The sequence below is a fragment of the Anabaena sp. CCY 9613 genome (assembly GCF_963920895.1).
GTDB lineage: Bacteria > Cyanobacteriota > Cyanobacteriia > Cyanobacteriales > Nostocaceae > Cyanocohniella.
Genome location: NZ_CAWUDE010000013.1, coordinates 101,165 through 116,697, shown reverse-complemented (window position 1 = coordinate 116,697; position 15,533 = coordinate 101,165). Strand labels below are relative to the sequence as shown.

The window sequence follows — 15,533 nt, the reverse complement described above, 5'->3', positions numbered from 1 at the left end:
GAGTAATAAAATCCCCTGCCGTAAGGTGGGGGATTTTTTGTGGTAAATCTTAAGGCAGGGTGGGTTGCTTGTGTGTACACGGTAGCCCCTGCTCAAGACTCTACAGCCGGAGTCCCAAAACGATAACCCTTACCATACACAGTGTGAATCAAAGGAGTTTCTTTCCCTACCTCAATTTTTCGCCGTAACAGACGAATTAACGCTGCTATCACATTACTGTTTGGTTGTTCTTGATCTTGCTGCCATAAATTTTGGAGAATTTGGGCGTGAGTTAACAACTGCCCTGTATTTTCCATAAAATATTGCAACAGCTGACTTTCCTTTTGGGATAACTCAATAATTCTTCCTTGACGATAAGCTACTTGATTTTCGTAATCGAGTTCTAAATCAGCTACAGTCAGCCGTCCTGTAGTAGTTTCATAACTGGGAGAACTCGAACGACGTAACAACGCCCTAACTCTTGCCAATAACTCCCGTAATTCAAACGGCTTCACTAAATAATCATCCGCACCAGCATCTAAACCTTCCACGCGGTCATCTAAAGTATCTTTAGCAGTAAGAAATAATACAGGTGTAGACTTTCCTTGACGGCGCAACTCCTGACAAATTTCCAAACCTGTTTTGCCTGGAAGCATCCAATCTAAAATTAGTAAATCATAACTACCCCCAGTAGCAAATTCGCTACCAGTGGTACCATCATAAGCCATGTCTACACTGTAACCTTCGCGTGTTAATACACGACTCAAAGGGTCAGTCAATTCAACTTCATCATCAACTAATAAAATTCTCATGCTGCTTGTGGTAAGCATATAGAGATATTCTCAATAATATAAATGAACCGCCAAAAAGAAAATGTTAACTGTTGCATTGCCGAAAGGGGAACTCCTCAAAAATAGTATCCGCTTGCTGAAATCTGTAGGATTAGATTTCAGTGCTTTTTTAGATTCTGGAACTCGCCAACTGCAAATTCCTGATGCTAGTGGGCAAGCAAAAGGACTATTGGTGCGTGGTCAAGATGTGCCTGTATATGTTGAATACGGTCAAGCACAGTTGGGAATAATTGGTTACGATGTGTTGCGGGAGAAAAAGCCGCAAGTTGCACATTTGGTAGATTTGCAATTTGGTCATTGTCGGATGTCAGTGGCAGTAAAAGCATCTAGTTCTTATAAATCACCTTTAGATTTACCACCTCACGGTCGGGTTGCTTCTAAGTATGTGAATTGCGCCCGTGAATATTTCCATAGTCTGGATTTACCTGTAGAAATTGTGCCTTTGTATGGTTCTGTAGAATTAGGCCCCATCACCGGCATGTCGGAAGCGATCGTAGATTTAGTTTCCACAGGACGGACTTTGCGCGAAAATGGTTTAGTCGAAATTACTACCTTATATGAAAGTACGGCACGGTTGATTGCTCATCCCTTAAGTTATCGTCTCAACACAGGTAATTTGCATCAATTAGTCGAACAACTGCGCCAAGATGCTGCTGTCACTGCGGTTTAGTTAAGGGAAATCCCAAAATTAAATGATCCCATCTTGTAGGGTGGGCATCCTGCTCGCCCTTAATATAAGCCAGGCAAGATGCCTGCTCTACAAAGAATTTTGTCATACTTTTTTACTTGGAAGTCCCTAAGTAGTGCGATCGCTTGGGTAATTAAATATCTTTAACACTAAAATTCCTATCCAGCATGATAGATAAAACTCATAAAATAGATTCCTTTCGGGCCTTAGCACTACAAGTGACTTGTCACGCTGTCAATCAGGCAGGCGATCGCCAAGAAGCCCGATTGTTGATGCAAAACTCTATCAAGCGCTTGGGGCAACAAATTGCTGCTAGTATTGCTTTTATTGGCCCAGATTGCCGCTTAATTGTCCTCCCAGAATACTTCCTCACAGGGTTCCCTCTAGGCGAGTCTTTCGCTCTCTGGAGAGAAAAAGCTTGTTGGGAAATGGCGGGTGCTGAGTATGAAGCACTGGGTAAAATTGCCCAAAAACATCAAATATTTTTAGCGGGTAACGCCTACGAACTTGACCCAAATTTTCCAGATTTATACTTCCAAACCTGCTTTGTAATTGATTCTTCTGGTTCAGTGGTCTTGCGGTATCGACGGCTCAATTCCATGTTTGCCCCTACTCCCCACGATGTCTGGGATAAATATCTTGATTGTTATGGTTTGGCAGGAGTGTTTCCGGTGGCTCAGACAGCCATTGGTAATTTAGCAGCATTGGCATCAGAAGAAATTTTATATCCAGAAGTCGCCCGTTGTTTAGCAATGCGCGGGGCAGAAATTTTTTTACACTCCACATCAGAAGTGTATGGTCATGGTCAGAACTCATCACCTAAAGATGCAGCAAAAATTACCCGGGCTGTAGAAAATATGACTTACGTAGTCTCTGCTAATACAGCAGGCATAGTTAATAATCCCATCCCCGTTGCCTCTGCTGATGGTGGTTCCAAAATTATTGATTATCGGGGAATGGTAATAGCACAAACAAATACAGGCGAGAGTATGGCGGCATTTGCAGAAATTGACTTGGCTGCCTTACGCCGCGATCGCCGTCGTCCAGGGTTAAATAATTTACTTTCGCGCCAGCGTTTTGAACTATACGCCCAGAGTTACAGTCAGTCAAATTTTTACCCGGCAAATACTATGCTGGAGGGAGAAGTAGACCGCAAACACTTCACACAAACGCAGCAAGCCACCATCGAACGCCTAGCCAAATTGGGAATAATTTAACGTTTAAGGATTTCTGCTAACCACAGAAACGCCGAGATTACGGAGAGATAAATGTAAAAAAATACTTAATTATTAGGCTCTTACCAATGACCAATGACCAACGACCAACGACCAATGACTAAAACCATAGAAGTCCGCAACCCCCGGACTGGCAAATTTGACTATGTAATTCTCCCACCACCCCCCAGGTTGTTGGTAAACCAATGTAACCGCGCTCGTCGGGCACAAATTCGCTGGCAGAAAATAGGTCTAGAAGGTAGAATTTCCGCCTTACAGCAATGGAAACAAGCCATCATCTCCAGAAGAGAACAATTAACAGAAGCATTGGTAAACGATACAGGAAGATTATCAACTTCTGTCCTAGAAATAGATTCCTTTTTAACCAGCATTGACCGTTGGTGTGGGTTAGCACCAGAAATACTGCAAGACACAGCCAAAAATACAACTATCCCATTTATTGCCTTACAACAAACATCAGTCCCTTACCCATTAGTAGGGGTAATTAGCCCGTGGAATTTTCCCTTATTACTATCAACAATTGATACAATTCCGGCATTATTAGCCGGTTGTGCTGTCGTTGTCAAACCCAGTGAAATTGCACCCCGCTTCGTGGCACCATTAATAGCAGCCCTTCATGCTGCGCCAGATTTACATGATGTCTTATGTTTTGTCGAGGGAGCAGGTGAAATTGGTGCTACTTTGATTGAATGTGTAGACTTAATCTGCTTTACAGGTAGTGTAGCCACAGGAAGACAAGTTGCAGCAGTCGCAGCCCAAAGATTTATTCCCGCTTTTTTAGAATTAGGCGGAAAAGACCCGGCGATCGTTTTAGAATCAGCCAATATAGAATTAGCAACCTCAGCAATTTTATGGGGTTCAGTCGTCAACGCCGGACAGTCTTGTCTTTCCATTGAGCGCATTTACGTTGCTGAATCCATCTTTGATGAGTTTTACCATCAACTCATAGTCAAGGCCCATAGCCTAGAGTTAGCTTATCCCAAAATTGATAGTGGAGAAATTGGCCCCATTATTTCCGAAAGACAAGCCGCAATTATTAACGACCATTTACTAGATGCAGTGGAAAAAGGCGCATTAATTCATTGTGGCGGTAAGGTAGAAGAATTAGGCGGAGGTTGGTGGTGTCGCCCCACAGTTATCACCCAAGTCAATCATTCCATGAAAGTGATGACCGAGGAGACTTTTGGCCCTATTATGCCAGTGATGCCATTTCCCTCAGTTGAAGAAGCAGTATATTTAGCAAATGATTCTGTCTATGGACTCAGCGCCGCAGTATTTGCCGAGTCAGAAGCCGAAGCCTTAGCCGTAGCTCAGTACATTGATGCGGGAGCCATTAGTATTAACGATGCTGGACTGACTGCTATGATGCATGAAGGAGAGAAAAATGCCTTCAAATTCTCCGGTTTGGGTGGTTCACGCATGGGGCCAGCATCAATCAAACGATTCCTGCGAAAAAAAGCATTTTTGATTAAAACTGACTTTAATAGCGACCCCTGGTGGTTTGATAATCAGTAATATTCAGGTACTATTTGAAAGACCGAAAACTGAAGCCTAACAGCTTAGATAGAGGAATTGTGTAATGTCTAACATCAGAGAAGAAATGCCCGTGCTTGCCCGTCACGCAGGAGATTGGGTAGGAACATATACACTGGTAGACATCACAGGCAATATTCTTGATCAACATCAATCTCATTTAACTTGCCAGTTTCCTGAAAATGACCAATATTCCTATTACCAAATTAATCGTTATACATGGTCTAATGGGAAAAAAGAAGAACATACATTTCCCGGAACATATCGGGATAAAATCCTCTGGTTTGACACTGAACGTATTCAAGGAAAAGCCTGGGAAGTTGATGATTCTACAATTATTTTATGGTTTTCTTATAAGACAGTACCCGCAATGCATTTATATGAAATGATCCAAATTAGTCCCGATAATAACCATCGTTCCCGGACTTGGCACTGGTTCAAAAATCATCAAATTTATCAACGCACATTGATTCAAGAAGAAAGAATTAAGTAGTAAGTTTGTGGTTGGGTTTTCAGCCCAGCAAATTTATAAAATGAGCGCTAAAGCACTCACTACAAGCAATTAATATATTTCAGATACAAGCATGGCAAAAAGCGACAAACTCAACTTTTCCACTCCTAGCGGTTTTCCCGAATTTCTTCCCAGCGAAAAAAGACTAGAAGTATATTTACTAGATATCATCCGTAGAGTATTTGAAAGCTATGGATTTACACCTATAGAAACTCCCGCAGTGGAACGTTTAGAAGTACTGCAAGCTAAAGGTAACCAAGGCGATAATATCATTTATGGCATTGACCCCATATTGCCACCAAATCGCCAAGCCGAAAAAGAAAAAGCCGGGGAAACTGGTTCAGAAGCAAGAGCTTTAAAGTTTGACCAAACAGTACCATTAGCCGCTTATATTGCCCGTCACCTGAACGAGTTAACCTTTCCCTTTGCGCGTTACCAAATGGATGTCGTCTTTCGGGGTGAACGAGCCAAAGATGGGCGTTTTCGCCAGTTCCGCCAGTGTGATATAGATGTCGTGGCGCGGCGAGAACTCAGCTTACTTTATGATGCTCAAATGCCAGCAATTATCACTGAAATATTTGAAGCAGTAAATATTGGCGATTTTCTCATTCGCATCAATAATCGCAAAATTCTCACGGGATTTTTTACATCAGTAGGAGTTGCAGAAGACCAAATTAAAACTTGTATTGGTATTATTGATAACCTAGAAAAAGTTGGTGAGGCTAAAGTTAAACAGCAATTAGAAAAAGAGGGTATTTCTACCGAGCAAACTCAAAAAATAATTGATTTTATTAAAATTGATGGCACCGTAGATGAAGTCTTAGATAAACTAAATCACTTAGCTGAAAATTTTCCAGAAGCAGAGCAGTTTATATTGGGAGTAAATGAATTAGAAACAGTAATTACAGGTGTCAGGAATTTAGGAGTTTCCGAAAAACGTTTCTGTATTGATTTATCAATTGCCCGTGGTTTGAACTATTATACTGGCACAGTTTACGAAACAACCTTATTAGGACATGAGGCTTTAGGAAGTATCTGTTCTGGGGGCAGATATGAGGAATTGGTGGGGATGTTCTTAGGCGAGAAAATGCCTGGTGTGGGCATTTCTATTGGCTTGACTCGTTTAATTAGTCGCTTACTTAAAGCTGGTATTCTTAGTACCTTACCTGCTACGCCAGCCCAGGTTATGGTAGTCAATATGCAAGAAGATTTAATGCCCATTTATTTACAAGTTTCTCAACAACTGCGTAAAGCTGGACTTAATGTTGTAACTAACTTTGATAAAAAAGGCTTGGGTAAACAATTCCAATTAGCTGATAAACAAGGCATTCAATTCTGTGTCATTATTGGTTCAGAAGAAGCAGCAGCACAAAAGTCTTCTTTGAAGGATTTGCAATCAGGTGAACAAGTAGAGGTATCACTAGAAAAATTGGCGGAAGAAATTAAAAAAAGAATAACTATTAATGGTAGTTGAAATAATAAATTGAATCTTTGCTATTCCGTCACAAAATCTATTTGTTGTGTTTGTTGGTAATCTGAAATTTCATGGTCTTTTATATGTAGCTCTCCAATCGATTTCTGATTACCATTTTCTATAATTTTACGAGTTTTTAACCTAACTGTTCCACCATTGGGTAACATTGCTTTCTGTCCTTCGGGGCTTTCTAGAATTGGCTCATTATTGGGATTACAGTTAGGAAGGTTTAACGATTTAACATCAGCAATTAGAAAAAATTCTGCGATTGCTGTCAAACTAGCTTGTGAAAGATAATACAATTCTGGTAGACCTTCAGGTACAGAAATTACAATTTTTCTGATGAATGGAGAATTTGTTGGTTCAGATGCTGCTAAAAGAGTTTTAAGTTCATCTAATCCTCTCTTTGTACCTAAAAGAAGTTTAGTCCTTGGTGGTTCTGATTGATTATTATACACTTGGATTTGTCCTCAATATTGAGACGAAAAAATACTATATATGAAAAATGACAATTCTCACCCTAATGAAGAAAATGGTGATTTTCTGAATATAGCATCTGTCAAAGAAGACTGGGGTGGAGATGGTAAAGGACGTATGAATTTATCAGGAAGGCGTACTGCCATTTCTCCAGAATATGTACCTCGTAAATACCAGTTTTTTGATACAAATAATGTACCAAATGAACAAGGTTGGCGCATCAAAGGGATGCCAGATTATGTAAAATCTGGAAGTCGTAGATTACTAACTTGGCATGATTGCGGTGCTTCTACATCCAGAGTTATGCTACCATTCAATTTTGCAGCGCCATCAGGTATATTTACTGCTGATTTAGAACTTTTTGTGTTAAAAGGTGTGATTCAAATAGGTGAATGGAAACTTAGTAAGCATTGCTATTCTTTTATTCCCGCAGGAGTGAAAGTAGGAAATTGGCAAGTACTAGGTGATGAAGATGTAGAAATCCTGTGGATGGAAAATGGTGATGCACATTACAATAATCTAGAAAATAATCATCCAGATGCTAGGTTAAATGAATTTATACCAGTTTTGGATAGTAAATTAATACCTTGGGGCAAAACAGACACAGTTCAATTTGAAGTAGCAAAAAAGAAGTATTTACGAAAAGATGCTAACGGTGGTGGCGTTTGGCTACTGGCAATCTTGCCACATTATGACGGTGGACATCAAATGATACAAGCATATAATGAGGAGGGGTTTTGTCTAGCGGGATATTGCGACATAGGAAATTACCGCTTTTTACAACACCATTTTTGTTATTGTCCTAGCTTTAATACTCTTCCTAGACATATAACCCATGATGGGTGTTTATTCTTTGTTCGAGTTGATAGAGATTTATCAAAAATTGCTACAGTGTTGTCTTATGAGAATGACGATTAATTTAACTTCTTTTTAAATAATGTCCACTAGGCGAACCTAAAACTTGTCCGTTGTTATAAATCAAATTTCCCCGCAAAAAGGTACTTTTCACCCGTCCAGTTAACTCCATTCCTTCAAATGGTGTGTACCCTTGTTGTGATTGCGACTCAGCAGCATGTACCACAAAAGTCTCATTAGGATCTAATAATACTAAATCAGCATCGAAGCCAATAGCTATATCGCCTTTTGTGAGTACACCAAACCTTCGTGATGGGTTCCAAGATAGCAACTTAGCCATGTGGTTGTAAGACATTCCCCTCTTGCTACCTTCACTAAATACACCAGAGAGTAAATATTCTGTACCACCAAAACCAGACTTGGCTAACCAAATATTATTTGGGTGTTTAGCATTTCTTTTTTGTTCAGCAGAACAGCAAGCATGGTCACTAACTATCCAATCTACTTGATGATTGAGTACTGCTTGCCATAAGTATTCTACATCGGCACGGGGACGAATAGGGGGGTTGACTTTTGCCCAAGTAGACGTGGGTGTATCGACATCTAATAGCAAATGTCCCACGGTTACCTCTCGCCGAAAGTTAATGTGAGGAAAAGCAGTTTGCATTGTCAAAGCTGCTTCCATTGCTTTACGGGAACTTAGATGTAATAAGTTGATGTTTGCACAGTTGGTTTCATGTGCCAAATAAGAAGCAATACAAATAGCTAGTCCTTCGGAATGAGGGGGACGTGCTGCACTATAAGCGTGGAGTCCACTCAAGCTAGAATCATTTTCAACTATTTTGGTGTAGGCGTTGAGAATTTCGGCAATTTCACAGTGCAAACTTAAGCTAATAGTATCTCGCGCTTCTGGATGTTCTGCCATTAAGGCAGTAAGACGGCGCATGATAAATTCAAAGTGAGCAAAGTCGTATCGGTCCTCTTTATTAATCATCAAAAACAGGTTTTGCTGGTCTGATAAACCATGCAAACCATAACCACCATAAAACATGAAGATTTTAAAAGAAGATACTCCATGTTCTGTAAATAGTAGCGGGATTTCATCAAGATGTTGGCTGGCTATGGGTGCAACGTGATAGCCGTAGTCAACAAAAAAATTACCTGCGGATAATGCTAATACTTCTGGGAAAAAATCTCTGTAGGAACCGCCTTTGTTTAAATAATACTGTCCTGTACGAATGTAGTTGAGGCTAGTCGTAACTCCCCCCATTGCGGCTGCTTTGCTTTCGGTAATTGCATCTTGGTCGAGGGGTTGATAAATACCTATGTGCATATGGGCATCTACGACACCTGGAAAACCTAAGAGGTTTTTGGCATCAATTATTTCTTTGCCTTGGTCTGGGCTAATATGAGACACAATTTGGGCAAATTTTCCATCTTGTATTCCCAAGTCAAGTAGTTCGGCTGTATCTTGATGGGGACGAACTACTCTGACGTTTTTGATGATTTTATCTAAAAAGGGGGCTTCGGACATGGTAGACCTCACACTAAAATGAGTACAGAAGTAGAACAGGGTAAATAATTAAAGGTTTGTAGTGAGTTAGCGCGGTCTACAGCCCTTCTCCTAAAGGAGACGCTACGCGAACGGGCATCCTTCTCCCAAGGGGAGACGCCAAAGGCGAACGGCGGGGGGTTTCCCCCATGAGCGACTAACGTACAGCCTGCGGCATCGGTCGGCATCACCCGTAGGGTGAGAACTTTAGTTCTCAAATCAGGACTAAAGTCCTGACTACGAACTGATTTTAGGTAAATTTACATTACTTTACATAGGTTGTTTTTTTCAAGTCGTTCTACTTAACTTAGTTTTAAACCACAGAGTCAAGAGGTTAAACGGTAAATTTGTGACGAGAAAACACAAATTTTTAATACTTGAAAAACAATTTGATTATTTTACAATTTTAGATAGCAATATCTACGCTAATACATTAAAAATATTTATTTAATCATCTTGAGGAAAACCATAATGGCAATATTTAATGACTATCATCTGAATCCGATGCAGTTTACTTTTCTTAACAAATTTCAAGATAACTGGCAAGTGATTAGAGATGAGTTTACAAGTTTTATTAATCAGGCATCTACTGAGGAGTTAGGTTTTACTTATAATGTTTTAGGGCCTAAAAGTAAGACAATTAAAACTAAGGGGAAGTCTAAGTACAGTGCTTGGGGAATTTTATTTCAAGGTTTATTTATTGAAGAATATATTCGATGCCATCAAATACAATATCCTGATTATGGAACAGATACGGCTTCAGAGAAAGCATTGGCTTTAAGAAATAAATATTTTGCTAATTTGGCTCAAGTAATAGCAGATGTTAACTTGGGCAATGATAATATTATCAGAAATGTGTATTTTGGTACGTTTCATCCAGGTTTAGATATTAAGCTACATGTGAATGATAACCCTCACATGAATCGTGGCTATTTGGGACTAATTGTGCCGGAGGGAGATGTGGCTATGAAAATATGTCATGAACAGCTTTATTGGCATGAAGGACAATTCATGGTTTTAGATCATAGCTATCCACATTGTCCACACAACTACACTAATTATGACCGGACTGTTTTAGTTGTAGACTTTTTTAAACCGGATAAGTCTAGAGAGGAAGTAATAGCTTTTGAACAAGAGCAAGTTAGACAACGTATGCAAGATAATCCTTTTAGCTTAGGTGTTTTTGGAAAAAGTGATCAAGTGCAAACAGAAGATTTTATTAAGTATGGTTTAGCTCATCAGTTAGAGTGGGATAAAGCTTTATAAAGCTATGTTTTCAAAATATTAAAAAATGAATAGCAAAACCTACAAAAAACTGATAGCAAAACAACTGAATCAAGATTTTAAATCTGCTGCTGAAATTGTCGAAATTCCTCTTACTCAACCTGCTGGTGGTCAAGTTTTAATTAAAAACAAATTCGCTGGCATTAACGGTGGATTTGATACCTTACTTTGTCAAGGTAAAGTTCCCTATGTTAATTTAATTCCTCCCTTTGATTTGGGTGTGGAAGCTGTGGGAGAAGTTGTCGCTATGGGTGAAAATGTGCAAAATTTTCACATAGGTGATGCTGTAGTAACTACAGTCCGTGGTGGTGGCTATGGTGAATATCAGGTGATAGATGCAAATCTGGCTTTGAAAGTGCGGGAAGCAACGCCAGAGATTCTTACTCTCATGCCTACAGGTGTATCGGCTTTGGTGGCACTGGAACAAGTGGGAGAAATGAAAAGTAATGAAGTGGTTTTAGTGACAGCAGCAGCTGGGGGAACTGGACATATTGCGGTGCAGTTGGCGAAGCTAGCGGGTAACCATGTAATTGGTATTTGTGGTTCCCAGACGAAGGTGCAGTTATTAAAGGAATTAGGCTGCGATCGCATCATCAACTATCGCACAGAAAACCTCGATCAAGTCCTCAAACAAGAGTACCCCCAGGGCATTAATTTGGTTTTTGAGTGTGTCGGTAAACAAGTTTTTGATACCTGTGTGGCTAATTTAGCCGTGGGCGGACGTTTGGTGGTGGTGGGTTTTGTCTCAGAATATGCCAAAAATCAAGAACAAGTTACCCAACCCCGCCTTTATCATCAATTATTTTGGAAGGCTGCTTCTATACGTGGCTTTCTCATGCCTCATTATCAAGCATATATGCCAGATGCACGCGATCGCCTGTTAAATCTCTTCTACACAGGTAAGCTGAAAGTTTGTGTTGATTCAACGCCATTCCTCGGTCTAGAGTCCATCCCTGATGCTGTCGAACACTTACTTAGTGGTAAAAATTGTGGCAAAGTAGTTGTCAGACTCTAGCAAACAACTACTTTACCATTGACACATAATCAGTGCGTTTGCACTTGAGCCTGCTAATCAAGACTTGATTTGTGTAGCCTCTATGAGGTGGGAAACACGCTTTTTAATATCTAGTCTCTAGCCTCAGCGTCTCTAACCTCTAACCTAAGAGCTTCTTTTAAACGAATCCAGCCAATTTTGAACTTGTTCACGGGCAATATCGCGGCTACCAAGACCAAATGATAGAGCAATAGCAACAGCGATCGCACCTAGTAACAGACCAAAGGCCAAATTTACAATGTCACTAGCAACACCAATCTGTTGCAACGCCATTGCGGAAACTAAGGTGATGATGGCAATCCGCGCTACCTGTCCCAAAATTCTAGCTTGGCGGTCGCCGGAACTGGAAATGAGGTGAAACGCTAAATTTGCGAAGAACAAACCAATGGCAAAGACAATCAATCCTGCCAAAATTCGCCCCAGGATGACTAAAATACCAGTTACCAATGCTGTCAAGGCCACAATATTGAGGATATTCACTGCGGCTACTGTGGCAAACAGCATGATCCCAACTAGGACAATCACACCTGCAAATTCTGATGGGGTGCGGACTGCCGATCTGGGTGATGCGGCTTGTTCTTCGGGAGAAACCGCTGTGGCTCTAGTAAGTGATGGTAAACCGAGAACTGTGAAAATGTTGTTAAAGCCTAAACTAGTCAAAATACTTGTAACTAGATCGGCGATAAACTTCCCGACGAAAAAGGAAACAAGTAAAATTGCTACTGCTGTAAAGATGGCAGGTAAGGTATTGAGAACCAGCTGTAACATGGCGATCGCTGGTACTGAAATGGCATCAATTCTCAAAGCATTGAGTGCGGCGATCGCTACAGGAATCAAAATCAAAACATAGACAATGGTGCCGATAATGCTCGATAAAGATTGCGTTCCTACCCCTGAGGAAAGTCCCATACGACTGCCTAAGTGATTGATACCAGTGCTTGCTAGCAAGTTGGTGACAATCCGCCGCACTACATTAGCAACAAACCAGCCGATAGCAGCAATTAACCCTGCTCCTATAATATTGGGCAGAATTGACAAAATTTCGGTAATTACGGCTTGTACTGGCAGTAAGGCTTGTCTGAGGGCCAAAGTATCTAAGACGGGGACAAGAAACAGTAAGAAAATAAACCAATACAGAGCATTACCAATGGTCTCACTCAAAGAGACTTGGTTGAGGTTGGTTGTATCATCTTGGGTTTCTTGATGCAAACGCTCATCGAGCCTTAACGCTTGTAATCCTCGTACCGTAATAATTTTGACAATCGTTGCTAATAACCAAGCGACTACCAACAGAATGCCTGCACCAATCAATTTCGGCAAAAAGCCAATAACTTGGTCAAGAAAGTTATTTAGTGGTCGAGAGACTACCTCTAGTTCCAGAGTTTGTAAAACAGCGACAACCGTCAGGAGGATAATACCCCAAAAGACTAAGCCGGAGATGAATTTCTCAACGTTGGGAACATCTTGACGACCCGTCACACCTGAGGCAATTCGGTTATCTAAATCAGTACGATTGAGAATACTGCGTGTTATGGCTGCTGCGATCGCGGCAATTAGCCAACCAATCAACAACAATGCTGCTGCTCCCAATAACCGGGGAACAAACGCAATCAATTGTGCAACAATTTCTTGGACTCCAGCGACACCTGTATTAACTCTTTGTTGATCTAGTGGCGAGATGGGAAATTGTGCGAAAAAATGCTGTACCCTCATCGATAAACCAATGTCTATCAACTGGGTTACACCTTGCCAAGTTGTGTTCATGGTTTTCCGTATTTAAGGTTATAAGTGTGCCAAAAACTACAGCCACACTTATGGTGAGCCTGGATATGAAATAATCCGGCACCCCAGTAAGTTCACTCATGTTTTTCCTAACAATTTACCAGTAAATTGGCAGTGAACTAAATATCAGCAGTTGATATTGGAGATATTTTTTTTACTTTGTCAATTATTTTCTCGTTTTATCAATAAACTACACCAAAAATAAATATTTCCTAATTTTTTAGTATTATTATATACATTCATTTTTTTAAAACTACAGTTGAGATTTTGCGCTACTGTAAATTCAGCAACAGCATCAAGAATGTGGAATGTCACAAGCTTTTGAACAATCAATGAAAATTAATGCCACAGCGACAGTGGTAGAACGCTGCATTACCGATTTAGCACTCATGCACCGCTGGCTTAACCCCGCCTTACGTTGCGAACCTGTAGGTGAAGTCTGGAGTACTGAAGTTGGTAGCCAAAGTCGCTTTGTGATTCAAATTCCCTTACTGAAACCCACCTTGAACAGCACCGTCGTAGAAAGACAGCCAGGGTTAGTTATTTGGGAATTTCAGGGATTTTTCCAAGGGCGCGATCGCTGGGAATGTCAGCCATTAGAACAAGGAACACTCTTACTCAACCGCTTCGAGTTCGATATTCCCAATCCCCTCATCAGTTGGGGATTCAAGAATTTTGCCGCCTCTTGGACTCAAGAAGATATGCAAGCCCAACTCCGCCGCCTCAAACGAGTTGCTGAACAACTTTAGATTTAGGATTCGCCAATACTTATCCCCCCATCTCAGCAAGTAACCGCCGAATCACAACTGCATCCTCAGCATCAGGAACCTTTTCCAGATACAGTTGCAAGTCTTCAGCCGCTTGGGGGTATTGGCCAAGCTGATAGTATAGCAACCCGCGATCGCGCACTTCTAAAATTTCCCCAGGAGAAAGCACCACAATGCGTTCAACCGCAGCTAGAGTTTTCGCTAACTTTTGCTGTTTCAGGTAAATATATTTCAAATTAGTCAGCATCCGTTTCAAAAATTGCCGATTAGTTACCGGGGCTAAAAACTCTGGTTGTAAACTCACAGGTTGCTGAAACATTTGAGTTAATTGGTCTACACAATCTTGTGCAAACATCACCTCACCACGATTAAAGGCGTCAACAAAAATTTCCATATCGGGAATATCTGGGCGAATTAAAAAATGTCCTGGCATCCCCACACCCACCATAGGAAAGTCAATCCTGCGAGCAATCTCCAAATAAACCAGCGCCAAAGTAATAGGAATCCCCATTCGTCTGTCAATGACATCATTTAAAAAACTATTACATGGGTCATAGTAGTCAGTTTGATTACCAGCAAATCCCAAATCAATGTAGAGATATTGATTAAGGGTTTGAATTAGGCGCAGAGGATATCGTGAGTCAGGTAAGCATTCTTTAACCTCACCTGCCATTGTGTCCAGAGCATTCAGATATTCCGCAATATCGAGATCAGGATATTCTTCCTGTGCAATATACAAAGCTGCCTTTGCTAAGTCGATATGCTCGTCAGGCTGCTGAATCTCCTGATAAAAATGTAATCGTGCTGACGAGAAATTCATAATCAAGTTTTGGTGAGAACTATTTGAAAGTATATAGAGGGAACAAAAGCCGATCAAGTCAACCTTTTTATTTCATTATCACATGACTAATCATAACTTTTTTGCTGGGGAACACAGTGGAAAATAGAAAAGAAAAGCTAAATCAAATGCCAAAAGCCATAATGAATACAAAATTTACTTTTTTTAAATTATAGAATATCTGGCAAACTTGTATCAGCAACCTTGGACAATTAATTTATTTTTTGTAAATACTTGTAGCAATTATATTTAATTTTTCTATAGCAAAACTCTTAGATTTTCGACTTTTTAAATAAATCCGATATCAGGTTGTTTGTGGCTTATCTATAATTGTTCTATACAAAATTTAAATAACAAATAAATAAATCAATCATTAACCTATATAAATAGGTATACAAGTTATGAAAATACTGTCAACCTAACTTATAACTTCCAGGGGATTGTCCATTTGGACATTAACCCACTTGAACACTATTGCGAGAGAAAAATCTAAAACCTTTATTTTAGGTGTAGGTTGGGAAGCCACTCTGGGCAGCTACCTTGTACGCACAAGTCTTATCAAGTTGCCTAATAGTGTTTCGATCCTCCCTAAACCCCTTTGGCGATGCACCTTTGCTTTGTAGAATGAATCAGCCCTGCTTCTCAAGGGGAGC

Annotated in this window: 14 protein-coding genes; 9 read left to right on the top strand and 5 right to left on the bottom strand. The window is 40.4% G+C overall.

Annotated features, from left to right (window positions below):
* Positions 1-92 precede the first annotated feature (92 nt).
* On the bottom strand, positions 93-791 hold the full coding sequence (gene rppA / locus ACM0OT_RS16410) for a two-component system response regulator RppA (protein WP_414565526.1): 699 nt from the start codon (positions 789-791) through the stop codon (positions 93-95).
* 61 nt (positions 792-852) lie between these two features.
* Here rppA and hisG point away from each other — a divergent pair, with 61 nt between their 5' ends.
* The 5 genes from hisG to hisS all read left to right on the top strand — a co-directional run bounded on the left by hisG (position 853) and on the right by hisS (position 6,271).
* Entirely contained in the window at positions 853-1,500 is a 648-nt protein-coding gene (gene hisG / locus ACM0OT_RS16405) for an ATP phosphoribosyltransferase (RefSeq protein WP_414565444.1), read from the top strand.
* A gap of 185 nt (positions 1,501-1,685) precedes the next feature.
* Positions 1,686-2,735: a nitrilase-related carbon-nitrogen hydrolase gene (locus tag ACM0OT_RS16400; protein ID WP_414565442.1), complete on the top strand. Its 1,050-nt coding sequence runs from the start codon at positions 1,686-1,688 to the stop codon at positions 2,733-2,735.
* A gap of 114 nt (positions 2,736-2,849) precedes the next feature.
* Positions 2,850-4,268, top strand: a complete 1,419-nt coding sequence (locus ACM0OT_RS16395; protein WP_414565524.1) for an aldehyde dehydrogenase family protein — start codon at positions 2,850-2,852, stop codon at positions 4,266-4,268.
* Positions 4,269-4,332: 64 nt separating this feature from the next.
* On the top strand, positions 4,333-4,779 hold the full coding sequence (locus ACM0OT_RS16390) for a DUF3598 family protein (protein WP_414565440.1): 447 nt from the start codon (positions 4,333-4,335) through the stop codon (positions 4,777-4,779).
* Positions 4,780-4,870: 91 nt separating this feature from the next.
* Positions 4,871-6,271 (top strand): histidine--tRNA ligase, encoded by a 1,401-nt coding sequence (gene hisS, locus ACM0OT_RS16385; RefSeq protein WP_414565439.1) that lies wholly within the window; start codon positions 4,871-4,873, stop codon positions 6,269-6,271.
* A 20-nt stretch (positions 6,272-6,291) separates the two neighbouring features.
* Here hisS and ACM0OT_RS16380 read toward each other — a convergent pair whose 3' ends face one another.
* Positions 6,292-6,729, bottom strand: a complete 438-nt coding sequence (locus ACM0OT_RS16380; protein ID WP_414565438.1) for a hypothetical protein — start codon at positions 6,727-6,729, stop codon at positions 6,292-6,294.
* 40 nt (positions 6,730-6,769) lie between these two features.
* Between ACM0OT_RS16380 and ACM0OT_RS16375 the strand changes: the two genes are divergently transcribed.
* The gene (locus tag ACM0OT_RS16375) at positions 6,770-7,666 is read left to right on the top strand and encodes a DUF4437 domain-containing protein (protein WP_414565436.1); all 897 of its coding nucleotides are present in this window, start codon (positions 6,770-6,772) and stop codon (positions 7,664-7,666) included.
* A 1-nt stretch (position 7,667) separates the two neighbouring features.
* Here ACM0OT_RS16375 and ACM0OT_RS16370 read toward each other — a convergent pair whose 3' ends face one another.
* Positions 7,668-9,137: an amidohydrolase family protein gene (locus ACM0OT_RS16370; RefSeq protein ID WP_414565435.1), complete on the bottom strand. Its 1,470-nt coding sequence runs from the start codon at positions 9,135-9,137 to the stop codon at positions 7,668-7,670.
* Between the two features lie 489 nt (positions 9,138-9,626).
* Between ACM0OT_RS16370 and ACM0OT_RS16365 the strand changes: the two genes are divergently transcribed.
* Together ACM0OT_RS16365 and ACM0OT_RS16360 are read left to right on the top strand one after the other, a co-directional pair.
* Positions 9,627-10,421 carry an aspartyl/asparaginyl beta-hydroxylase domain-containing protein gene (locus ACM0OT_RS16365; RefSeq protein WP_414565433.1) on the top strand — a complete coding sequence of 265 codons (795 nt, stop codon included), beginning with the start codon at positions 9,627-9,629 and terminating at the stop codon, positions 10,419-10,421.
* Between the two features lie 25 nt (positions 10,422-10,446).
* Entirely contained in the window at positions 10,447-11,454 is a 1,008-nt protein-coding gene (locus ACM0OT_RS16360) for a zinc-binding dehydrogenase (RefSeq protein ID WP_414565432.1), read from the top strand.
* 144 nt (positions 11,455-11,598) lie between these two features.
* Here ACM0OT_RS16360 and ACM0OT_RS16355 read toward each other — a convergent pair whose 3' ends face one another.
* Complete coding sequence (locus ACM0OT_RS16355) at positions 11,599-13,257, bottom strand: mechanosensitive ion channel (protein ID WP_414565431.1); 1,659 nt, start codon at positions 13,255-13,257, stop codon at positions 11,599-11,601.
* Between the two features lie 326 nt (positions 13,258-13,583).
* Here ACM0OT_RS16355 and ACM0OT_RS16350 point away from each other — a divergent pair, with 326 nt between their 5' ends.
* A complete protein-coding gene (locus tag ACM0OT_RS16350) occupies positions 13,584-14,024 on the top strand; it encodes an SRPBCC family protein (RefSeq protein ID WP_414565430.1) in 441 nt (146 codons plus the stop codon).
* 19 nt (positions 14,025-14,043) lie between these two features.
* On the opposite strand, the gene ACM0OT_RS16345 is transcribed toward ACM0OT_RS16350, so the two are convergent.
* Positions 14,044-14,862: a SirB1 family protein gene (locus ACM0OT_RS16345; RefSeq protein ID WP_414565429.1), complete on the bottom strand. Its 819-nt coding sequence runs from the start codon at positions 14,860-14,862 to the stop codon at positions 14,044-14,046.
* Positions 14,863-15,533: the final 671 nt, after the last annotated feature.